18 protein-coding genes, 4 tRNA genes and 1 pseudogene are annotated in these 24290 nt (G+C 36.4%); 6 read left to right on the top strand and 17 right to left on the bottom strand.

The annotated features are described in order from the left end of the window. Window positions 1-112 precede the first annotated feature (112 nt). Window positions 113-1057, top strand: coding sequence for a DUF1835 domain-containing protein (locus BK579_RS02045; RefSeq protein ID WP_078543289.1), 945 nt, complete (start codon window positions 113-115; stop codon window positions 1055-1057). 219 nt (window positions 1058-1276) lie between these two features. Here BK579_RS02045 and BK579_RS02040 read toward each other — a convergent pair whose 3' ends face one another. From BK579_RS02040 to BK579_RS26215, 3 genes and pseudogenes are all read right to left on the bottom strand, one after another. Then, complete coding sequence (locus tag BK579_RS02040) at window positions 1277-2293, bottom strand: NAD-dependent epimerase/dehydratase family protein (protein WP_078543288.1); 1017 nt, start codon at window positions 2291-2293, stop codon at window positions 1277-1279. 328 nt (window positions 2294-2621) lie between these two features. Further along, window positions 2622-4142 (bottom strand): glycoside hydrolase family 43 protein, encoded by a 1521-nt coding sequence (locus tag BK579_RS02035; protein WP_078543287.1) that lies wholly within the window; start codon window positions 4140-4142, stop codon window positions 2622-2624. 314 nt (window positions 4143-4456) lie between these two features. Beyond that, window positions 4457-4651 (bottom strand): annotated as a pseudogene (locus BK579_RS26215) (metallophosphoesterase); the annotation flags it as partial. 54 nt (window positions 4652-4705) lie between these two features. Between BK579_RS26215 and BK579_RS25185 the strand changes: the two are divergent. The 5 genes from BK579_RS25185 (at window position 4706) to cydC (ending at window position 10912) form a co-directional block, all read left to right on the top strand. After that, window positions 4706-4873, top strand: coding sequence for a PepSY domain-containing protein (locus tag BK579_RS25185; protein WP_139365021.1), 168 nt, complete (start codon window positions 4706-4708; stop codon window positions 4871-4873). A 169-nt stretch (window positions 4874-5042) separates the two neighbouring features. Beyond that, window positions 5043-6380, top strand: coding sequence for a cytochrome ubiquinol oxidase subunit I (locus tag BK579_RS02025; protein WP_078543286.1), 1338 nt, complete (start codon window positions 5043-5045; stop codon window positions 6378-6380). A 15-nt stretch (window positions 6381-6395) separates the two neighbouring features. Next, entirely contained in the window at window positions 6396-7439 is a 1044-nt protein-coding gene (locus BK579_RS02020; protein ID WP_078543285.1) for a cytochrome d ubiquinol oxidase subunit II, read from the top strand. Between the two features lie 15 nt (window positions 7440-7454). After that, window positions 7455-9191 carry a thiol reductant ABC exporter subunit CydD gene (cydD, locus tag BK579_RS02015; RefSeq protein ID WP_078543284.1) on the top strand — a complete coding sequence of 579 codons (1737 nt, stop codon included), beginning with the start codon at window positions 7455-7457 and terminating at the stop codon, window positions 9189-9191. Beyond that, window positions 9188-10912, top strand: coding sequence for a thiol reductant ABC exporter subunit CydC (gene cydC / locus BK579_RS02010; RefSeq protein ID WP_078543283.1), 1725 nt, complete (start codon window positions 9188-9190; stop codon window positions 10910-10912). The genes cydD and cydC overlap by 4 nt, the downstream gene beginning before the upstream one ends. A gap of 577 nt (window positions 10913-11489) precedes the next feature. Here cydC and rlmH read toward each other — a convergent pair. From rlmH to BK579_RS01940, 14 genes are all read right to left on the bottom strand, one after another. Then, complete coding sequence (rlmH, locus tag BK579_RS02005) at window positions 11490-11969, bottom strand: 23S rRNA (pseudouridine(1915)-N(3))-methyltransferase RlmH (protein WP_078543282.1); 480 nt, start codon at window positions 11967-11969, stop codon at window positions 11490-11492. A gap of 82 nt (window positions 11970-12051) precedes the next feature. Then, entirely contained in the window at window positions 12052-12219 is a 168-nt protein-coding gene (locus BK579_RS02000) for a CxxH/CxxC protein (protein WP_204524656.1), read from the bottom strand. 325 nt (window positions 12220-12544) lie between these two features. Beyond that, entirely contained in the window at window positions 12545-13780 is a 1236-nt protein-coding gene (locus tag BK579_RS01995; protein ID WP_078543280.1) for a S1C family serine protease, read from the bottom strand. Between the two features lie 578 nt (window positions 13781-14358). After that, on the bottom strand, window positions 14359-15153 hold the full coding sequence (locus BK579_RS01990; RefSeq protein WP_078543279.1) for an MBL fold metallo-hydrolase: 795 nt from the start codon (window positions 15151-15153) through the stop codon (window positions 14359-14361). A 5-nt stretch (window positions 15154-15158) separates the two neighbouring features. After that, window positions 15159-15941 (bottom strand): two-component system regulatory protein YycI, encoded by a 783-nt coding sequence (locus BK579_RS01985; protein WP_078543278.1) that lies wholly within the window; start codon window positions 15939-15941, stop codon window positions 15159-15161. Beyond that, the gene (locus BK579_RS01980) at window positions 15928-17256 is read right to left on the bottom strand and encodes a YycH family regulatory protein (RefSeq protein WP_078543277.1); all 1329 of its coding nucleotides are present in this window, start codon (window positions 17254-17256) and stop codon (window positions 15928-15930) included. Before BK579_RS01980 ends, BK579_RS01985 begins: the two co-directional genes overlap by 14 nt. Then, on the bottom strand, window positions 17253-19073 hold the full coding sequence (walK, locus tag BK579_RS01975) for a cell wall metabolism sensor histidine kinase WalK (protein WP_078543276.1): 1821 nt from the start codon (window positions 19071-19073) through the stop codon (window positions 17253-17255). Before walK ends, BK579_RS01980 begins: the two co-directional genes overlap by 4 nt. 9 nt (window positions 19074-19082) lie before the next feature. After that, complete coding sequence (yycF, locus tag BK579_RS01970; RefSeq protein WP_078543275.1) at window positions 19083-19787, bottom strand: response regulator YycF; 705 nt, start codon at window positions 19785-19787, stop codon at window positions 19083-19085. A gap of 191 nt (window positions 19788-19978) precedes the next feature. Beyond that, the gene (locus BK579_RS01965; protein ID WP_235848311.1) at window positions 19979-21445 is read right to left on the bottom strand and encodes a peptidoglycan DD-metalloendopeptidase family protein; all 1467 of its coding nucleotides are present in this window, start codon (window positions 21443-21445) and stop codon (window positions 19979-19981) included. Between the two features lie 263 nt (window positions 21446-21708). Next, window positions 21709-21781, bottom strand: a tRNA-Phe gene (locus BK579_RS01960). Window positions 21782-21840: 59 nt separating this feature from the next. Continuing rightward, window positions 21841-21916 (bottom strand) — tRNA-Asp (locus BK579_RS01955). A gap of 44 nt (window positions 21917-21960) precedes the next feature. Next, window positions 21961-22035, bottom strand: a tRNA-Glu gene (locus tag BK579_RS01950). Between the two features lie 16 nt (window positions 22036-22051). After that, window positions 22052-22127 (bottom strand) — tRNA-Lys (locus BK579_RS01945). Between the two features lie 266 nt (window positions 22128-22393). Further along, window positions 22394-23680: an adenylosuccinate synthase gene (locus BK579_RS01940; RefSeq protein ID WP_078543273.1), complete on the bottom strand. Its 1287-nt coding sequence runs from the start codon at window positions 23678-23680 to the stop codon at window positions 22394-22396. Between the last annotated feature and the right edge of the window lie 610 nt (window positions 23681-24290).

Below are 24290 nucleotides of genomic sequence, written 5' to 3'. Positions count from 1 at the left end.
TAAAATTGAAACAGATAGCTATCTCACCGTTTCAGATTTAGCAGAGGACAATGGTTGGGAGACATATGAGATTAATCATGCAGGAGAGTTTGAATCTTTTAACCATGAAAACATGGATCCACTTAGGGGCAGTGGGTATTTTATTAACCAACAAGATCTAAACTTAATAACTATAGAAATCAACAAACAGATTAAGGAACAGAAATCCAATACTCTTGACAAAGATAATTACATAGTTGTACCTGTTCATATCGTTTCGTCAGAATCTGCTGCAGGGGCTATTAGAGTTGGAATAGACCGACCAAAGCACGTTATTGGCTTTCAAGATCCCTTCTCTATCGGTCCTCTTTGGAGCTTACATGAGAGAATAGGACAATCTTACCGTAAGGATTGGTTTTATGACCATATTAACTTTGAGGACCAAGATGACTATCAGTATTGTAACAAGTTTGCAAATACTCTTTTAGAAATCGATGATATATCAGAGCAAGCACCCGTCTTTATTTGGACAGCAAATAATGCTGAAGAACAAATTGGATTACGTTATATCCTTTATTTACTGAGAAATAAAGCTAATAATATCTATATAATAAATTCGACTGATTCATATACAGAAGATATTATGCCAGATCATAGTAGAGAACTTATATCCCATACAAGCCAAGTTCAACCTATTGATTTGAAAGTTTTATTTGAGCGTAATAAGGCAAAAAATCTCTTACCACATCATAAAAAGGAACAGTTTATAAAAGACTGGGAGAATTTATCTCAATCAAAAGAAGTATTACGCATTTGGAATCAAGAAGAGATACTAAATGTTTCCGAGAATTACTATGATGAGCAAATTATCCATATCATCGAAACACTTCATAAAAATCAAGAACGTAAAGACTTTATCAAAACAGTGATTGTAATCGCTGAATTTATGGATAATTCTAATGAACTAGTTAATGTTTTTTATCTGGAATATAGAATACGTGAATTGATCTACAACGGAAAACTTGAATTAAAAGGGGTTCCAAAATCAATGAGACACTACAGTGTTAAATTAAAATAGGATGAACAAGTAAAGATGAAACTTGAATATAGGGAAAGACACTATTTTAGATGATTTTGTATGCTTTCTGGGATGCCAGTTAACTCCAGATCAGGTTAAAACAAGGTCTATGATATAAATAAGAAGTACCAAAAGATATTAAGATTTTTCCTTTGATACTTCTCTTTAATACTAATCTAAGGTCCGAATGATATGGGAATGTAAACCTAAATAAGGCAATTATAAAGCATTTACAGATGATAAAAAATCCTCATAGGTTGTAATTGCCCTATCCATTCTCGCATTAAGCTCATTATCTATCGTTTGTCGTTCATGGTGATTTTTAAAATAGGCTATTGATTGTTGAATTCCAACTTCAAACGTTGTCGTAGCTTTATATTGCGGAATAAACTTCTTTATTTTACTGTTATCGACTATGTAGCTATTAGAGGCATCTCCAAATAACGGTGCCTTCATCTCGGGTAAAAATAGTGAAATGCACTCTGATGTCATATGGCTCATCTTTGGTTCAATTCCAAGAACTTGACCTATTATATTTAGATACTGATTCCAGGTTTGAACCTCATCAGAAGTAATATGAAATGCTTCGCCTATAGCAAGAGGATTTCCTAATAAGCCAACTAAGCCCTTTGCAAAATCCGTATTATGCGTGATCGTCCATAAAGAAGTTCCATCTCCTGGAACAATGATTTTCTTTTCTTTCATAATCCGATCAATAAGTGTCCATGGATGAGCAGCACTTGTAACTGCGAAAGGGATTGTTGTCTCTCCATATGTATGAGAAGGGCGAACAATTGTCATCGGAAAATGATTGTTTTGATATTCTTTTATTAACCTTTCCTCACAAGCTATTTTGTTTGTTGCATAGTCCCATACCGGATTATATTGTGGCGTTGATTCATCTACGATATAATAACTAGGCGGTCTTTCGTATGTAGCCACCGTACTGATAAAGATATATTGATTGGTTTTACCAGAGAAATAATGAATATCTCGTTCTATCTCTTCTGGTGAAAAAATAATCCAATTCACGACCACATCGAAAAATTGGTTTTCTAGTATGGATTCCATTTCATTTCGGTTATTTATATCACCTTTAATGACTTTTGCTCCATTTGGAACAAAAGAGCTACGATTTCCTCGATTTAGTAGATAAAGATCAATGCCTTGCAGAACGGCTAGTTGTGAAGCTGCGCTACTGATCAGGCCTGTTCCACCGATAAACAATACCTTCATACTTATTCCCTCCTCTTTTAGTATACTTATTTAGAATAGAAGCCTACCCTGAAAATACTTAGTCTCACAATTTCATTCGCTACAGTCCACTCGCTTTCCGCGGGGCGTGCGGTGAGCCTCCTCGTCGCAAAAGACTCCTGCGGGGTCTCACAGTGCCCGCTGCATCCCGCAGGAGTCGAGTGAACTTCCGCCCATTCCCATTGCGTTAGTACTTTTCATTATCCTCCATGTTACTAAACAAATTTACATTTGGGCTTACCCTAAAAATACTTATTCTCAATTCCATTTACTGGAATCGACTGCTTTACTTTTAAAACTACTAATTACTTTATATTCGTTTATTATTTTTTTGATAATGAAAGAAATCAAAGTCAACATAGCCGCCAATTTTCTTCGTTGCATAGTTGAAAAGACCGATACGATAGCCCATGAAATGGTCTAAAGTGTACTTCATTTTTAGTATGTTCCCAATCTGAGTCCAATTCTCACCATTCATAGAATAATAAAACTCTGCTTCATCTATACTATCTTCAAAATTAAAGTGTATTTTTAGATAGATGAGGTTACCTTGAATGATTTGTTTCTCAACGATTTCTTCTCCGCCAGTACCATTATTAACAGTCATAATGACATAGTTTTCGCCATTTTCGGCTACTTGAATGCCCACTGTTCCGAAGGTATTTTGAAGTGCAACTAATCCCGCATGATCACCCTGTTGCATATTTGATATATCCACTAAAGTGATACCGGTACAAGATGGCCCTTCTGTTCTTTGTGTTAATGTATTACGAGCTTGTAGTATTGTGTCTGTAAAATTCCCTGTTTGTAAGCGTAAATAACCAGGTCGTTTCACAAGTGACCATAATTCATTATCCGGGTTATGGTTCCATTGCCAGTTTAAGGATAGTTTATCTTCTTTATAATCAAACTCATCACTTGTTACTAATGGTTGATGGGTTGATGAAGGCAAATTAACTTCAAATTCATTTGGTGCTTTTCCATCTATGCCAATCATTGGCCAACCATTTTCCCACTTCACAGGTAAAACATAAGGAATCCGACCAACTGCATCATGATCCTGAAACAGCATCGCATACCATTCATGGTCAAGCGTATCAAAAATGGCCCCTTGTGCAATTCCTTTATTGTGATATCCCATGTCATCGTCAAAAATGATTTTACGTTCATATTCTCCCAAAAGCTCTTTTGAACGATAACCAACCTGCCTTCTGCGTTGTTTTTCAGTCGTTGGCCATTCTATAAATAATAAATAATAATAGCCATTAATCTTATATGCATGACATCCTTCACATCTAAGACCTATACCTTCTTTTGGCGTTTCTAACAACCGTTGATTAACTCCTCCAGACTTAACTGCTGTCAAATCATCATTTAACTCCGTAATATGAATATCTCCACAACCATAAATCACAAATACTCTATTTTCATCAAAAAGTAAGGCAGGATCATGATAGATTCCATCAATAGTAGAGCGCTTCCATTTCCCACCTTCAATATCCTTTGTTTGATAAATATAAAACTGATTCATATCATTACTTGAAAAACAAAGGTAAAACGTATCATTATGTAAACGCAACGATGTAGCCCATTGTCCTTGTCCATAAATCCCTTTACCATCTAATAGATTATGGGCAGAATTATCCTCTAAATGATCAAATACATATCCGATCGTTTCCCAATCTAGTAAATTCTCTGATTTCATAATTGGGCAACCTGGAAAGGTATGCATGCTTGTACTAACCATATAATAAACTGAGTCCACTCTTATTACATCTACATCTGGAACATCCGACCAAAATATAGGGTTGGTTACAACTGTTTTAGCCATAAGTAGTTCCTCCCTTTGCTGTTTGTTATTAACGTTATCATATATTAAATTAGCCAAAAGATTTGATACTCCTCCTTCAGGGCTAAAAAACAAACCATGGTTAGCTGACTCCTATAGAATGATTACCTAGAATTAATAAAATTAATGGGAGACTAATCTACTGATTTACTTGCGATAGGGTTTTGTGTCATGTATATAAACATAAGTACAATATGAACACAAATGAAGTGTATAAAGAAGAAGCCACTCACGACAACGGAGTGGTTTCTTTGGCTAAAAACTCGTTATTATTGTACCTACGTTAACTTACCCGCTTAGCTTTGTTGAGCGAAAGTTACAGTAATCTGAACAATTTCAGATCGAGATCCAATGCGAATCGGTGGGCCCCAAAAACCATATCCAGACGAAACCACCGTATGAAGCTGTTCTTTCTGCAGGTAGCCCCAGTCTAGCTCAAATATTCTACGGGTGATAAGATTGCCTGGGAACACCTGTCCGCGGTGAGTATGCAGCAAAAAAAATCGCTTTGAGCAATTTCAAAGGAAAAGTTGTAGAAAATATAATTGGATAATGATGATAGCCGTCATATATACGAAATCGAAATAGTAAATGGAAACAGAAAAGCAGAAATTGAAATAGATGCTTTTACCGGTAAGGTCCTCATTTTAGAAATTGAAACAGATGATGATGATAGCAATAGTGATGACGATAGTGATGATGATGATAATTAAATCTTCCAAGCTGCCAGATATGAATCTGGCAGCTTTTTTATTTATAGCTTTAAATCTCTCTTTTTTGCCTTTAAAACTACTCTTGAAGAATTACGCAAAAAATAAATGTATAAAATATCCATCTAGAACAAGAATAACCATGTAAATTATGTTTGAAAGGAAGAAAACGATGGATAACGTATTGCTTGCTAGAATGCTGTTTGGGTCTTCCCTGATATTCCATATTATTTTTGCCACATTAGGAGTTGGCCTTACGCTAATGATTCTCATTGCTGAAATTATGAGAGTTGTTAGAAAAGACAGTGACTATGGAATCCTTGCAAAGAGATGGACAAAGGCGGTTGCTATATTACTTGGTGTGGCAATTCCATCTGGCACGATTGTCGCTGTAATGCTTGCATTATTATGGCCAGGTTTTATCGAGGTAGTAGGCCAAGTCATTGCTTTACCTTTTACGTTGGAAATATTCGCATTCTTTATTGAGGCTTTATTCCTTTCGATTTACGTGTATGCTGCTAGTCGATTAAGTTCTGCGATGCGAATCATTAGTGTCTTTTTCGTCGCACTTGGAGCTACAGCATCTGCTGTATTAATTACCAATGTACAATCATGGATGAATACCCCAACTGGATTTAATGTTGTGAATGGAGAAATTACAGATGTTCGTCCGTGGGAAGCGGTTCTAAATCCAGCGTTTGGGTATACGGCTGTGCATGTTGCAAGCAGTGCATATATGGCAACTGCGTTTGTCGTTGCTTCCGTTGCAGCTTATCAATTATTAAAACCTAATTTGAAACAAAGTGAAAAAACGTATCATCGAAAAGGGCTAATGATTGCTCTTGTTTTTGGAGCAATTACATCCCTTTGGACTGCAACAAATGGTCATACATCTGCTGTAGGATTACATAATAACGTACCAGTTAAGTTAGCCGCGGCTGAAGGGCTATTTGTCACACAGTCAAATGCTCCACTAGCCATTTTTGGTACACCTGACCCAGAAGCAAACCGGGTTGTCGGCGGTATTGAAGTACCAGGTATGCTCAGCTATCTGGCAACTGGCTCTACGGATGGGGTGGTGATTGGACTAAATGAATTTCCACGGGACGAGTGGCCGCCTCTATTTGTTCATACATTATTTAACATCATGGTAGGCATTGGAACTTTACTAATTGGGCTGTCATTTGGAGCATTAGCTTATCGGATTGTTTTTAAAAAACGAGAATATCCAAACTGGCTACTAATTCCCTTAATCGGAAGCGGACCTCTTGCCATGCTTGGCATTGAAACCGGCTGGATTTTTGCCTGCATTGGAAGGCAACCTTGGACAATTTATGGCATACAACGGACTGCAGAAGCTGCAACTAAATCAGCAAACCTCGGAACTTTCTTTGTCATATTTATTTCACTCTATGTTTTCTTATTAGTAATAACAGCACTAGTTATGCGTTACTATTTCCGCCGCAATCCACTTATAAATGAATTTGACAGTCAAACCACACCGGTTTAGAGAGAAGGGAAAATCATAATGGAAGCCTATATTGCGATTATTATCATCTGGTTATTTTTGTTTTTGTATGCATTAGGTGGAGCGATAGATTTTGGTGCCGGCTTTTGGTCAATGTTTTATTTTGGACGGAAAGATACGACAGCAGCAAGCATAGCTAACTTGTACTTAACTCCTTCCTGGAAAGTAACGAATGTCTTCTTAGTATTATTTGTTGTAGCTATCGTCGGTTTTTTTCCGCACGCTGCCTTTGCTTTAGGGTCGATCATGATTGTTCCAGTAAGCTTTGTGCTCATTTTACTTATCATAAGAAGCGCTTTTATGGTTTATTCCTATTCGATACAAAAATATACGAGGCTATTTACTTATATCTCTGGAATTACCGGTCTATTAATTCCAGCACTCATGTTAAGTATCCTTCCCATTATTATTGGTGGATTTGTCGAAGTAGTTGGTGACCGTCATTATATTCTTTATGACAGACTGCTGGCTAGCCCAACACTTTATGCACACATCGGCTTTGGTTTATCTGCGGAATTGTTTCTATCCTCCCTATTCCTTAGCGATTATGCTAGAGAAGCTAACGCAATGGAAACTTATAAGGTGTATAGAAGAAATGCGATCATCCTAGGTCCTATCATGCTTAGTATGGCTGTTGCTGCAACCATGACACTCATTCCAGAAGCCATGTGGATGGTTGAAAATATGGTAAGACAATGGCACTTATTCGCATTAAGCCTCGTTGTATTTTCCATTGGATATAGTGCATTATGGTGGCCTTCGAGAAAAGGACGGGTCGGGCAGCCTCGGGTTGCTGTACTATTTATGGTGGTTCAAATAGGCCTAGCAAGCTTTGCATATGGTTGGAGCCATATGCCCTATGTTGTCTATCCAAAATTGACAATATATGACGCGTTCACAAACATTAAAATGTATCATTCACTCCTGTGGGGGTATGCAATCGGTATGGCAATTCTTGTGCCATCGTTCTATTGGTTTTGGCGCCTTTTTCTTAAAGATGAACGGTATCTTACAGATAAAAAAGTGGATGATGTACGGTAACTAGGAGGACAAAAGGTGAAGCAACTAAAAGACATTGTCAAAAAACAGAAAAAGGGCATATATTCTCTTTCATTTACTGCGTTTGTTATTGCTTGTATGACGGTAACCCAATCTTTATTGATTGTGTCTATCGTCATGCTCATTTTTCTAGAAGAGAAGCCGTTTTCAGCTGTTACTTCACAATTAGCAGCTCTTTTAGCTGTGTTTGCAGTAAGGGGGCTCTTTTCATATCTTCATGGAAAAATCGGTATTGGGATGGCATCTAAAGTAAAAAAACAGTTTCGTAACTCATTGATTACGCAGTATACCAATAACCCTATTCAAACATCTATAAAAGGGCAATCAGGTAAACGAGTAACTCTTGTTACTGATGTTATTGACGAAATCGACCCTTACTTTAGTAAATATTATCCACAAAAAATCTTATCTTCAATTGTATCACTCATTCTATTAGTAGCAGTCTTTTGGCAAAACTGGGTTTCGGGCGTCATTATGCTTGTGACTGCTCCTCTCATTCCAGTTTTCATGATTATCATTGGTAAAAAAACGGAAAAAAAGGCCATTCAGCAATTGGATAAACTTACTGCCCTTGCAGGAAAATTTCTTGATAGCTTGCAAGGATTAATTACCTTGAAGCTTTTCGGAAAAGTGAGTGAAGAAGCAGACGCCATAAAAAAGAGTAGCATTGAGTATCGTACCGCAACAATGGATGTACTTAAATTCGCCTTCCTTTCATCGCTCGTACTCGAGCTTATTTCGATGCTTGGGATCGCGTTAATTGCTTTCGAGGTAGGACTTCGTCTTGTGGTTTTTCAAAACATCTCTTTTTTTGCAGGATTTTTTGTCCTTACAATTGCTCCTGAATTTTATAAAACATTGAAGGATGTCGGCAGTGCCTTTCATGCAGGTAAAGGAAGCATTGCTGCTGCGAAAAAAATAGTAGAAGAACTGGAGGAATCCGATCAAATCATCAAATGGGGGAACGAACGGTTGTCGCACTCAGCTGGACCTCCAAGCATTAGGCTGGACAATCTTTCTTTTACGTATGGTGAGGATCACTTTTCTTTACATGGTATCAATGCAGCATTCGAGCCTTATAGCCAAATTGCCATTGTTGGACCAAGTGGTTCTGGCAAAACAAGCTTACTTCATTTAATAGCTGGGATGTACTTGCCTTCAACCGGAGAAATCTTAATTAATAATCAGCCACTTTTTAACTATGATGAAGGAGAATGGTTCGACAAGCTCATTTATATATCACAGGACCCTTACATATTTTCAGGAACAATTAAAGACAATATCCTCATTACCTGCCAAGGGAAAATAATCTCCCAAGACGAGCTTACCAATGTAATAGAAAAAGCAGGGCTCACAGAGCTTATAGAACAATTAGAAGATGGCATTAATACGTCAATTGGCGAAGGTGGCAGAGGGTTATCGGGTGGGGAAAGACAGCGAATTGCACTTGCTCGTGCCTTTTTAAAAAGGCCATCAATTATATTGTTTGATGAACCTACCGTCGGATTAGATCTTTATACAGAAAGCATTCTGCAACAATCAATTAAGGAGCTGGCCCAGGACGCGACCATCATTACTGTCGCACACCGATTACATACAATCAAACAAGCAGACTGTATTTTATATCTTGAAAAAGGGACTTTAGTTGGGAAAGGGACTCATAAAGAGCTATTGGAAAATACGAAGGATTATTTGACGATGGTAGAAGAACAGCAAGGAGGTGTTGCTGGATGAGGGAATTAAAATCCGTAATCAAGTTGATGTTAATGGAACGGAAGGATATGTACATTTCGATACTATTTGGAGTATTTGCTGGAATTTCCACGGTTGCCGTGTTTGCAGACAGCGGATATCTCGTTTCGAAGGCAGCACTGCTTCCACCTCTATATATACTCACGATTTTTGTAGCCTTGTTAAAATTATTCACAGTACTTCGTGCCTTTAGCAGGTATGCGGAACGCTATTACTCACACAAAGCTACTTTTACAATCTTAAGTAATTTAAGGACCTATTTCTTTACAAAACTAGAACCACTTGCGCCTTCACTTTTTCAAAGATTTCGCAGTGGTGACTTGTTAGCCAGGGTTGTTGGTGATGTAGAAAGCTTGCAGCATTTTTTTCTTCGCGTTTATTATCCACCAATTGTAATGCTCGTTGTTTTCCTTACGACGATTATTTTTACAGCAATCTTTTCCTTGCCTGTGGCATTTATTCTGTTAACAGGACTAATCATAACCGGCTTTTGTATTCCCCTTATTTTTGCTATAAAACAGCAGGGTATCCAATCAAGTATCCTACAGCTTCGCGCTCAGCTATCTACTGACACAACCGAATTTTTATATGGCTTTTTAGATTTAAAGCTTTATCAGAAGCTATCATTTAAAGAACAGGTACTGAGTCATACATCAGACGTTTACATTGGGGAGCAACAAGATAGAGGAAAACAGGAACAATTAAACGTTGCAATCAATCACTGGTTTTCTCTCGTTACTTCCTGGTTTGTGCTTGCTTTAGGAGCTTACCTAGTATCTACGAAAGAGCTTGATGGCGTTTTTTTAGCAATGCTTGTTCTCGTCTCGTTAACGGTATTTGAGACGGCAGCTCCAATGACAGAGGCACCGAGTTATTTCGAAGATTCTAGAAATGCTGCCATTCGACTGTTTTCTATCATAGATGAAGCCCAGAACCAACAAGATCTTACAAGCAAAAACAGATTAGTAGAGCTACAAAAAGCACCGGAGATTGAATGTAAAAACGTCAAGTTTTACTTTCCAGGAGAATCTCGCCCTACTCTATCTAATGTTTCCTTACTATTACCTAGCGGTTCCAAAACTGCGATAGTTGGACCCAGTGGATGTGGAAAATCTACATTGCTTAATCTATTACTAAACCTTTACCCACCCTCTAGTGGAACAATCACTTTACAGGGGCAACCGTTAGCAGATTTAGATGAAGATCTGCTTTGGAAAAACATCTCCCTAGTTCTCCAAAGCAATCACTTCTTTTATGGTACGGTTAGAGATAACTTAAAGCTTGCAGGTGAAAATATTTCTGACAAGGAAATGAGTGAAATACTATCATGTGTAAAACTAGACCAACTGTCCTTAGACTCTACCATTTTAGAAAAAGGGGGAAATCTTTCAGGTGGTGAAAAACAGAGGCTTGCCATTGCAAGAGCTATGCTTAAAAAGAGTAGCCTGTTGTTACTTGATGAACCCACCTCGTCTGTTGACCCCATTACAGAACAGCGAGTGATGAACAGGTTATTTACACAAGCAAAAGGGAACACCATTGTTCTCATCAGCCACAAACTAACCGGGTTAGAACGAATGGACCAGATCATAGTTATGGATAACGGAAGGATTATTGAAAATGGAACATTCCACGATTTAATGAGAAGAAAAGGCTACTTTTATCAAATGAAGAAGATAGAAAAAAGCGTTTTTTATAACTAGGCCCTGTTAATTAACGGTGTGGAAAATATAAAAAAGTAAACGTCTGGATCAAATCCAGGCGTTTACTTTTGTGAATGATTTTATATTCCTTCTTTATAAACCTTAACTTAATAAAATATCTATATTTACTTTAAATTAGTTCAAGCTCCACTGTCTGCTTTACCATCACTTGTGATACCGTTGTCCGTATTGCATGTAACAAAAATAAATGCCACGCCTGCCTTCAATCCCACTTCTTTTAAATAAACGTTATGTCTTTAATTGAGTAACTAACCATAAAATTAAGCGGAGATTTTTCCGTTAATTGCTGATTAGAGCTCGTTTTGGGATAAATAAGGGAAGTTTTTCCGCCTATATAAAGCAAAATTACCTATTATTACGTTTTTGAGTCAAATAAGGGAAATTTTTACGTCTATTTTGGCTATTTTCAGTGATATTTGTTAATTAAGTGGAATTTCTCCCTCTATTTATTAGATCAAAGTAACTAACTTGATTCCTAACCAGGTATGAGCGAACTTTCCCAGATGCAGGAATCCAGTCTCCTCAACCTTAAGGAAGGCATGGATAAAAACCTGGCTTACTTATGGTACGGTTCCCCCCGATTAATCCGAAACGCCCGATAAACCTGTTCCAATAATATCAACCTCATCAACTGATGTGGAAACGTCATCTTCGAAAATGATAGAGTATCATTCGCCCGCTTCATCACATCACTACTTAGCCCGAGAGAACCACCGATAATAAATGCAATTTTACTTTTTCCATATGTAGCAAGTCGGTCCATATCACTAGCAAGCTGCTCAGAGGATTTCATTTTCCCTTCGATCGCTAATGCAATAACATGGGTATCATCTGAGATCTTACTTAATATCCGTTCGCCCTCTTTTTGTTTAATTTGTTCCATTTCGACATCACTTAATGTTTCCGGGGCTTTTTCATCTGGTAATTCAATAACCTCGACCTTTGCATAAGCAGTCAGTCGTTTTAAGTACTCATCTATTCCTTGCTTTAAATATTTCTCTTTTAGTTTTCCTATACTGAATATTGTAATATTCACAGGTATCCCCACCTTACAAACAAGTTATCCCCAAAAGTTATCCACATATCCACAATTCGTATCCACATCTTGTATGAGAATACTAGTTCCCCACAACATATGTCGCTTCGTTTTGACAAAATTCACAGGTTGTTAATAACTTTTCATCCTCTGAAAGTCGTTTCATGTCTGGTGGTAGCTCGTGGTTATCCACGTAAACATCTAATGCTAGCTCAATATGTTCTTCACAACACTTTATCAATACGATCATCCTTTAAGCTTTTATAATTAATCTATTGCCACAAACTGCATACCTCATTCATTGTATCCTAAAATTACATTCTATCTCTATAAATAACTTATCAACATGTGTATATCTTTTATTAAAGGCTGTTTTCGTAAACTTTGTTGATTTTAACAACTCCAAGTAAACACTACTGTATAAAGTGGTGGCATCTTTTCTTCATAGATTAATACCAATTTGTTATAACAACTATGTTTCTACTGCATAATTAGGGCAATTAGCAACAATTCTTCAGAAAAGAGCCTTACAAAACAAATAAAAGGAGAGCATATACTGCCCCCCCCTTAAATCACTATAATGATTGGTCTGATAATTTCACTGTCACCGTCTGCTTTTTACCATTACGATAAAATGTTACTTCCATTGAATCACCAATAACTTTTTCATTATATAAATGCTTCCTTAAAGCGATGACTGAATCAATTTTCTTCCCATCAAATTCTACAATCACATCAAGATCTTTAAGACCCGCTTTTGATGCAGGAGTATTTGGTACTACTTCTAAAATAGCTACTCCATCTTTTACCTCTTCAGGTAGATGTAATGTTTCCTGACGGTGATAGCCTGAAATTTCACTTAATGCTTTTAGATTTCCTACACCTAAAACTGGTCTTCGAACTTCATTGTACATTTCAAGATCTTCAATAATTGGTTTTGCAATTGAAATCGGAATGGATAGTCCAATACCCTCTACAGCACTTTGCGCGATCTTCATTGAATTAATTCCAATGACTTCCCCCTTAATGTTCACTAGGGCTCCACCACTATTACCTGGGTTAATAGCTGCATCTGTTTGCATAACATCTGCATGCCAGTCTGGTACACCATCTTGATTAATATCAATTGGAATTGAACGGTTTAAGCCTGAGATAATTCCTTGTGTAACTGAACCTGAGAATTGTAATCCTAGAGGATTTCCGATTGCAATGACTGGTTCACCTAACTTCATATGATCAGAGTCTCCAAATTCGGCTACCTTTTCAACATGATCTCCATCAATTTCAAGTACAGCTAAGTCGGTCCAAACATCACTTCCGAGAAATTTAGCTTTTACTCGAGTCCCATCACTTAAGCTTACTTCAATATCAGAAGCACCCTCGATGACGTGATGGTTCGTTACCACATATGCCTTATCACCAGCTTTTTTATAAACGACACCAGAGCCTGTTCCAGCTTCCTGTGAAGATTCTGTTGCCCAGAAGTTTGATTCCTGTAAGTTTACAATCCCTACGACTGCTTCACTTACTTTATCAACTGCTGTGGTGATTTCTGTCGTTACATCTACAACAACATTGGTTTGATTCGCTGGGATGCTTTCAGGTGAACCATCTGTCCCTTTTACATCATTTTCAATTCCAGCTGCTTGTTGGTCATAGGGTAGGATATTCATTTCTACTAGTGTTGGGATGGAGAATAATATCACTAAAGCACCAATGATTGCCCCAACAAATGCAGATATGACCCAACCTGGTTTATTTCCTTTTCGGTTTTGTCTAAGATGTTCATAATCTTGATCATAATATCCCATAGTCACAACATTCCTTTCATCAAGGCTAATTTCGTAAAATTTGTTATTCTTAACCGTCATAGAAAACACTATGAATAAAGTGGAGTGGCATCTTTTCTTCTGAAATGCTAACCCTTTATTTTATAAATAGCAGCTATTAATCTCTATAATTGTTCGATTAACAACAATCTTTCAGAAAAGAGCCTTCATCAAAAACAAATGAAAAAATGATAATTATGAATTTATTTAGTTTCTATAAATAATTATACTCACGCATTCTAAAAATTCAATTAGTGTATTTTTAAAAACTACCTTGAAAATAATTAGTCTTAGAATTCCATTCGCTACAGCTCACTCGCGGGATACCACGGGGCGTGCGGTGAGCCTCCTCGTCGCAGATGCTCCTGCGGGGTCTCACTGTGCCCGCTGCATCCCGCAGGAGTCGAGTGAACTTGTGCTCATTCCAACTGAATTAGTACTTTTTATCCTTCATGGTGCAAGTAACTGATTCGCAAAGTGGTCTACCCTAAACTAACTTCTATTTTATATTCCATTTAAGCACACAATTAATTTTACACGTTTTTTTCAAAGATTAAACATTAGACATATGCTAGTTTGGTTGGAACTTTTGGATCTGTATCGTAAAGGTCGAATTGTTCTCCGATCACGTAGCCTTTGCTTTCAATCGTTTGTTGAACGGCCATTTTAGCCAAATCTTTCATATTATTATCAGTACTTAAATGTGCCAGGTAGATTCTCTTTGTTCGGTCACCAATTACCTCAGTCATCGCTAAGGCAGCATCTTCATTTGATACATGGCCAACATCACTTAAGATACGACGCTTTATACTCCATGGATAATGTCCCATCCGAAGCATTTCTACATCATGGTTACTTTCAAAAACGTAGGCATCCGCATTTTTTATCGTTCCCTTCATCCGATCACTCACATATCCTGTATCTGTGATAAGAACTACCTTTTTGCCTTCATAATGAAATACATAAAACATCGGTTCTGCTGCGTCATGTGAAACCCCAAACGATTCTACATCAAGGCTTCCGAAAGATTGTACGGTGTTCATTCCAAAAATAAACTTTTGGTCTAATGGAATTTCCCCAATATTATGTTCCATAGCTTTCCACGTTTTTTCATTTGCATAGACAGGAAGCTTATATTTCCGAGCAAGTACTCCTAATCCTTTGATATGGTCACTATGTTCATGGGTTACTAAAATTCCAGATAAATCCCGAACGCTTCGATCAATTCCTTTAAATAATAACTCCATCTGTTTTCCACTTAGTCCTGCATCCACTAACAGGGAGTGCTTGTCCGTTCCAACGTAAAACGCATTTCCTGTACTACCACTAGCAAGTACACTAAAATGCATACTCATTACAATCACTCCATTATTTCTAAGATTTGCCCCTCAAATGCATTCACATAGTAATCTACTTGACTATCAACAACAATATGCCAAGTTGGGGCTAATACTTGCGATTCTGATAATTGAACAAGAGGATAATAACCAAGTTCAATTTTCGTCACCTTGCTACCTGATTTTAAATGGTCATTTTTATATAGATTTTCAATGGCTTTAATAGCTGGTAAAATCTCTTTTTTATCATATTCTTCAAAAGAATACAACATGGTTTGCTGGTAGGAAGTAATCTCTTTATCCTTATTTATCTTTAAAACAAGTAAACCACTTATATTTTTCGCATCATTATAAAAGATTTTGCCCTCATATTTCTGAAAAAGAATAATATTACCGACTTCTTCATCAACTTTCCATAACTCATACGATTCACCGTTTAGGACATGATCTTTTAGAAACTGCTCAAGCTTTGGTTCAAAATTAGACTCTGTGATCTTATATGGTTCATTCAACTTCGCCTGTAGTAATGCCTTTGTATCGATATTTATCTCTTGGTTCTTTAAATCCTTTATATCTTCTAAGGTGAAGAATTTAGTTTTTCCACTAATGTAAGTTCCCTCTTTTGGTTGTTCCTTTGGTAACTCTACATACGTAATTTGCTCAGCTTCTAAATGCTCTTCAATACTAGCTTCAGCAATTACATCAAGCTCACTACGATCCTTTTTCTCCATTAATTGATAGCCGAGAAAAATATTCAGGATAAGGAATGTAACAATAAAGATCGTTTTAGTCTTACTCCAATCCACCTTCATTCCCTCCTACTTCTTTCTCGTCTGATAACTCAATTTTTCTCCACCATCCATTATATTTGTAGCTCCAAATAGGTACAAGAGTGGCAACATTATTTTTTTCTGGAAATTCAACAAGCTCATATCCAATTGAAATATCTTCTAATAAGGTCGGATCAAAGTCAACCTGAGATTTAATTGCATTTATAACGACTTCTCCACTTGGCAGTATAACTTCTGCTGCAGGGATGGGAATTTCCAACACTAGTAATGGTCGATTATACCTCATGATTTCATTTTTATTCCATGATTGCTGAATCTCAGTCAATCCATTTTTATTAAAAACTGGGAAATTCCTTACGTATAAACGAAATACAGTTTCTTGATTGTATTTATCATAACTGAAGAATCGATACTTATCAGTCCAACCACCATGCTCATTAATAAAATCAACACTACTTTTGATTAATTCATATGAGTTCATTGGAGCACTTTCTGTCGTATTTACTGGATTAACAAACTGAAAGCTTTTTTTCCCAGAAAATACAGAAAGAAGTCTTGAGCCATCTGTATATTCTTCCCCATATGTTAAAATGTGCTTTTTTACAATATTAGGCTCAATAAATAATGCTTCCTTAAACATCTCAGCATCCAAATAATCAGTGTAATATTGAACACTATTCATTGTTGTCTCTGAAAACGGGAGAAAAATAGATTCGGTCTCATTAATACCATATGAAAAATATTCAGGGAGACTTAATCCTACTGTGTAATGATTATTTTCGAAATCCCGAATAGATTCATAACTAACCTTAGCTTCATAAATTAGCTGGTTTTCAACCGAAACAAAATAAATATTTCCACCCTCACTAGTGGAATTGACATTTATAATGACTCTATCAAAGGATGCTGATGGCAGCTCATCATCACTAAATTTAAAAATCGAACGATGAATATTTATTGGTAAATCATCAGAGAATAGGATCTGCACATGCCCATCCCTTTGTAAGAATGGCAAAAAGTCATATGTTGAGAAAGATGCAGAGATATTAGTTAACTCATAGATTTCCCATTTTCGCACATCTTTCATAAGCGCATTAATTTCAGTTTCCTCCACAGTTCCAAAGTGCTGGGAGCTAGTATGAAACATCACCTTTGTCGGCTTAATTAAGCTCGGAATATCCTTTTTGTTGCTGATTGAAACATCCTTTATAATCGTGTTGTTTTCGATGGTGTCAAGCTCTGGGTGATATGTCCACAATCCCCAGGTAAGTAATATACTTAATAAAACCAATACTGTTAGAACAAATGATTTTATCGATTCATAACTCATGACCAGTCATCCTCTATTTCTTGTTCAATTGGTAAAGTAAATTTAATCGTTGTGCCCATACCTTCTTCACTTAGCGCCCATATCTCGCCACCGTGTGCCTCAACCATTTCTTTAGCAATTGCCAGCCCTAATCCCGTACCACCTAGTTTTCTAGTACGCGCCTTATCAACACGATAAAACCGTTCAAAAATTTTACTTAGGTTTTCCTTAGGTATTCCTACACCTGCATCTGTAATAGATACTTCCATTTTATCCTCAAGCAATTTAACATCAAAGGTAACTTCGCCACCTTCTGGAGAATACTTTAGTGCATTAGAAATAATATTATCAAGGACCTGTGTAATCTTATCTTCATCCATCTCAATGTATACTGTTTGGGATGGAAGATTCCTATGAAATTGTACATTTTGATTTTTAGTCATCTCAAATCGATCAATAATTTTATTGAAAAAAGTGGTAAAATCAATCCAATCTTTCGTTAATCGATAATCCTTGCTATCCAGTTTGGATAATTGCAGCAAGTCATTGACCAATCGAATCATTCTTTCGGTTTCCGTTTGAGTGACATCAATAAATTGTGGAGCAATTTCTTTATCCTGCCATGCACCATCGGCAAGTGCTTCTAAATAACTTCTCATCGTAGTTAGAGGGGTTCTAAGCTCATGTGAGACATTAGCCACAAACTCTCTTCTTTCTTGATCAATTTTTTCCTGTTCTGTTATGTCATACAAAACAGCAATAATTCCATTTATAAATCCTGACTCCTTTTGAATCGTTGAAAAGTTCACTTTTAATATATATGGTTTCGTTTCTGTGCTAACATCTAAAACAATGGAGTCTAATTCATTCGAAATATCCTTTAATGAATATTGGTCTTCTAATTTAAGCAGTGTAAGAATCGATTTATTAAATGCTGTTTCACGTGAAACATTTAGCATATCTATCGCTGGGTCATTTATTAGTATAACATTCCCTTTTTTATCAGTAGCAATTACGCCGTCTGTCATATGCGTTAATACAGATGTGAGCTTCCGTCTTTCGCTTTCCGTTGAAGATTGAGCATCTTGAAGTCGTCTTGTTAGCGTATTAAAAGTCATCGCTAGCTGTCCAATTTCATCATGGCCATACACCTTAACCTTCTTCGAAAAGTTCCCTTTTGCCATATCAAGGGCATGCTTTTTCATAGCAGTGATTGGCCTTGTTATCGTTTGTGCAACAGAAATACCAAGTATAGCTGTGATTAACATGGCAAGTACCGTTCCAGTTACAAAGATATCATTAATCTCTTTGATATCGTCATATACATTTTCCATATAAGCTACAAGATGGATGACACCAATTACTTCATTATTTGACCGAATAGGAGTGTAAGAAACATACATTCTTTGATTTTTCTTCGTATCTAGCTGTATTTTCCGGTCTCCGACACCCACTAATGTACGTTTAACAAGTAACTCAGCCGTTCGCTTGCCTATGATTCCTTGATTATAAGGGTTAGATGTTCCAATCACTTTACTTTTATTATCGATAACCCTTACTTCATCAATATCCTCTGAGGCAAAATCTTCTAAAATTGTCTGGATATCATCTTCCAATGATGTTGCATTTTCGTCTCTTTGTTTTGTCATTTCTTGTTCAACATTGTATGCTAATAGATTAACTCGCTCATTTAATGATAGTTGGTAATTTTCCACGAGTTGGGTTTCAAGTTTTCCGATAAAGTACACTCCAATGATTTGCATTGCTAAAAGAATTAACAACACATAAATGAGTGCAAATTTAAAATGAATCGAGCGAAAGAATCTTACTTTTCTCATTGATTCCTTTTACTCCTGTTCCGGATTACGAAGATAGTATCCGACACCTCTTCTTGTAACAAGCCAGGTAGGATGACTAGGACTATCTTCTATTTTTTCCCTCAATCTTCTTACTGTAACATCGACTGTTCTCACATCACCAAAATAATCATAGCCCCATACTGTCTGTAAAAGGTGTTCCCTTGTCATGACCTGTCCTAGATGCTTAGCTAGGTAATGTAACAGCTCGAATTCTCGATGTGTTAGTTCAATCATTTCACCTCTTTTAGAAACTATATACGCTTCTGGATGTATGATTAGGGAACCAACTTGAATCTCATTTGAGGTATCCTGTTCATCTTCACTTCTTTGATAATTACGTCTTAGATTTGCTTTTACACGTGCTAATAATTCTCTAGTGCTGAATGGCTTCGTTACATAATCATCTGCTCCAAGTTCCAAACCAAGCACTTTATCAATTTCTGAATCCTTTGCTGTTAACATAATTATAGGCATATCGTATTTCTTTCTAACTTCTCTACAAACTTCCATCCCATCTTTATATGGAAGCATAATATCTAATAAGATTAAATCTGGTTTTAGTTCCTCAACTTTTTCGATCGCTTTTTGACCATCATATGCACAAAAAACCTTATACCCTTCTTTTTTGAGGTTGAATTGTAAAATATCAGCAATTGGCTTTTCATCATCGACAACAAGGATAACTTTATCCATATCTTTAATCTCCTTTATCTGAGCTATTATTTAGTAATGGATATTAATGTTCTATATCTACTTTACCAAAAAGCAACTATTAATTCATCCATTACCAAAAACCGTTAGTTTTATATATAATTCGAGTTCTGTATTTAAAAAACCTCCAGCTATTTGCTAGAGGTTTTAAATCTATCTTACTTATAAGAATTTTAAGGAAGGTATTCTACTGGATTTTTCAATTCACCATTATGATATACTTCAAAATGAAGATGAACACCAGTTGAATGACCAGTTGCACCCATAACACCTATTTTTTGTCCTTGAGAAACAGTTTGTCCAACACTCACAGATATCGATGCAAGGTGTGCATATACGGTTTTAAGTCCATTATTATGGTTAATAACGATTTTATTCCCATATCCACCATCATACCCAGCAGATACAACTGTACCATTGTCAGCAGCCTTTATTGTACGATCACTCGGTCTAGCAATATCAATCCCTTTATGCATTGATCCCCAACGATATCCTACATGACTTGAAATATATCCTCCAACTGTTGGCCAAACTAACTGGCCTGTACCACGTGAAGGAACAACCTTAGTACCTTTTACAGTAATTTTATCAACAGGCTCACTAATAATATCTTCACTTATTTTTTCTTTCTTTACTGTTTGACCGTTAACTCTACTAATTTCATAGCCTACTAGTTTTTGTCCTTCTTTACCTTCTCTAGTAACCTTTTGGTCACCCTTATACATAGAGGAGTCTTCTTTCACTTCATGTCCATATGGAATTTCTTCTTCTTTTAATTGCTCGATCATTACATTCACAGTCAATAAAGGTACTAATTTGGTTACTGTTAATTCCTGATCGATTTGTAAAAGCTCATCTTCAGAAATTTTCGGATTTAATTCGAGCAGATCCTTTGTAGTTAAATCGTGATCCATGGCAATTGATCCAAGAACATCTCCCTCTTGAACCTTGTATTTTTTTTCTTCAAGCGTTCCTTTTTTTAATAGAGTTAAAGTGTCATCTGTTGATAAAATTTGTTCAGGATTAACATTTTCAACTGAAATTGAAACTTTTTCTGTCATTGTTACGTCTAATATACGAGACTGACCTTCTTCTAACTCTGGATATGGAATATTAGTAGAACCACCACCGGCATTAATAGCAGCTTCACGGTCTTCTACTTCTTTTAATTCTTCTTCACTTACATATTGTAATTTATACTTTTTTATAACTTCATTTGCATCTTCTTCACTATCTAAATAAGCAACTGTTTCACCGTCGATACTGATAGAAGCTGCTTCTGCTACTATCTTAAGATTTTCTTTCACATTTTGGACTGTTTCGTTGTTATTTACGTTTAAACGGAAGACTTGTTCGGGTATAAGTATAATGTCTTCAGCTACTAATTCAATATCTTTATATTTTTCTTCTAGTGAAGAGATTTTTTCATCAATAATATTATTAATAATTTGATCATTATCAACTGTCCCCATAATTTGATCGTTAATATAAACATGATAAACCGTTGATATTTGATTTTCAGCCATTGCTGAACCGATTAATAAAGAAGTAAATGCAACTGTAGAAATGGCTAGTTTCTTTAAAAACCCCTTATTAAAAATGAACTTTGATTTTTTGTTGATTTCGTTGTGGTGTTCCACGATCTTTCCTCCTAAGCAAAGGCTTACTTCTCGTCATTATACATGTACGTTGATAACTTCCTTGGATGTACGAAAGGCGTTTTTTCGACAATTCTCACAATTTTTCACTCTATTAATTTAACATGAAACCTTATAATAATAGAATACTAATCTATGTAATGTAACATAAATGTAGTAATACTGACATATTTTTACTATTTTTTTGAAATAAATTCGACATGAATGAAAAAAAGCACAGAAGAAGTATCTGTGCTTTTTTGAAGTGGCTCGGGACGGAATCGAACCGCCGACACATGGATTTTCAGTCCATTGCTCTACCGACTGAGCTACCGAGCCATGTTTATCTTTTTATTTTTAAAAATGAAATTCCTTCATACAACTAACACAATCAGATATGGCGGTCCCGACCGGGATCGAACCGGCGATCTCCTGCGTGACAGGCAGGCATGTTAACCGCTACACCACGGGACCTTAAACCCTAATAAGTCTTTATGTATTTGTATTTAGAACAACAATGGTGACCCGTACGGGATTCGAACCCGTGTTACCGCCGTGAAAGGGCGGTGTCTTAACCGCTTGACCAACGGGCCATCACTAAATAATAAATGGTGAGCCATGAAGGACTCGAACCTTCGACCCTCTGATTAAAAGTCAGATGCTCTACCGACTGAGCTAATGGCTCAAAATAGGAATGATATTTTGAATTGATACTCGGTTTTTCTTATTTTGTTTGAGAAAGAGCATCTAGTTGACGTCCCACTCTCGGGAAGCTTTCGCAAGTAGCAGCTCATTTGCTTGTCTTGTTTCAGCGACGTTTTTTATAATACCATACTTTTAATAAATAAAGCAATACTTTTTTAAAATTAAATTTTCCTGTTAAAACTCACAATGCCAACTATAACAAAAGGAACAAAGAAGTACAAGCCCTCTTTGTTCCTTACACATTAATTATGCATATACACTTCGAACAATATTCGTTTGCTTGCGATCTGGTCCAACTGAGAACACTGAAAGTGGTATTCCAGTTAATTGAGAGATTCGCTCGACATAATGACGTGCATTTTCAGGAAGTTCGCTAAGATTTTTGACTCCTGTAATATCCTCAGTCCAACCTGGTAGCTCCTCATATACAGGCTCACATTGTGCGAGTACCTTTAAGCTAGCTGGAAACTCCTCCATCACTTTCCCATTATATTGATAAGCTACACAGATTTTAAGGCTTTCAATACCTGTTAACACATCAATTGAATTAAGTGAAAGATCTGTGATTCCACTAACACGACGTGCGTGTCTAACAACTACACTATCAAACCATCCAACTCGGCGTGGACGTCCTGTTGTTGTTCCGTATTCACGTCCGATTTCACGAATGCGATCGCCTATTTCATTGTTAAGCTCAGTTGGAAATGGACCATCGCCTACTCGAGTTGTGTAAGCCTTTGACACACCAACTACATGTTTAATTTTTGATGGCCCTACTCCTGAACCAATCGTAACTCCTCCAGCAACTGGGTTGGAAGATGTTACAAACGGATACGTACCTTGATCAATATCAAGCATAACCCCTTGTGCCCCTTCAAAAAGAACTCTTCGTCCCTCATCCAAAGCATCATTAAGAACAACGGATGTATCGGTTACATATTTTGCAACCTGCTGACCATATTCATAATACTCATCTAGAATATCCTCAATCTTAAATCCTTCAACCTCATACATTTTCTCTAATAAACGATTCTTCTCAGCAAGATTATGAGTTAATTTCTCTTCAAATACTTCACGGTCTAATAAATCTGCAATACGAATACCGACTCTGGCAGCCTTGTCCATATATGCTGGCCCAATTCCCTTTTTCGTCGTTCCAATTTTATTAGCGCCTTTTCTTTCTTCTTCTACTTCATCTAATTTTAAATGATAAGGTAAAATCACATGTGCACGATTACTAATTCGTAAGTTATCAGTACTCACTCCACGGTCATGTAAGTATTTTAATTCTGTAACAAGTGCCTTTGGATCAACAACCATACCATTTCCAATAACACATATTTTATCTGAGTAAAAAATCCCTGATGGAATTAAATGTAGTTTATAAGTTTCTCCATTAAAAACGATTGTATGACCTGCATTGTTACCACCCTGATAACGAGCAATTACCTCTGCATTTTCTGAAAGAAAGTCAGTAATTTTCCCCTTTCCTTCATCTCCCCATTGTGTTCCTACTACTACAACTGAAGCCATAGCCTTGGCACCTCCACCATTTGTTTACATCTTTTTAACGTACTTTACCAAACATAGTAAGTTTAACAGTAACGCACTAAAGTGTCAATAAAACACGAACAATTTAATTATGTATTTTATTTTTCGTTCGTAATAAAGCTTATATTAAAGATTTATAAGCAAATATTACAGGAAACAGAGTAAATCGTGATTTTGACTTAATTAAGATCTAGTCTATTTTTCCTATAATTACTTTTCCCAAAATGGGTGATAATAAATCTACTTGTTAGTGTTTTCCTTTAAGATACGTGCAATTCTCCACCACACTTCTTACACGAAAATATATAAGTGGAGTGCTAGGTTCTACAAACCAAAGGTATCTAGACCAGCAGATTACTCTAGGGTTTACTTTTGCTTTCGTTTTAAATGGCTGTTTCCTATCATGTTGAATTCACTGTGGCTGAATTTAAACGGAAAAATTCCACTTAAATCGGGAAATATCAACATTTCCCTAAAAATAACGGTAGTTTTTCCACTTATATGAAGCTAATCTTTAGATTTAGTCACTTATTAGAGACGTTAACCGGAATTTCTCCGTTTATATCTGCTTCTTAAGCCCTAATAGATACGT

The sequence above is a fragment of the Litchfieldia alkalitelluris genome (assembly GCF_002019645.1).
GTDB lineage: Bacteria > Bacillota > Bacilli > Bacillales > Bacillaceae_L > Litchfieldia > Litchfieldia alkalitelluris.
This window is presented reverse-complemented; position numbering and strand designations above follow the sequence as displayed.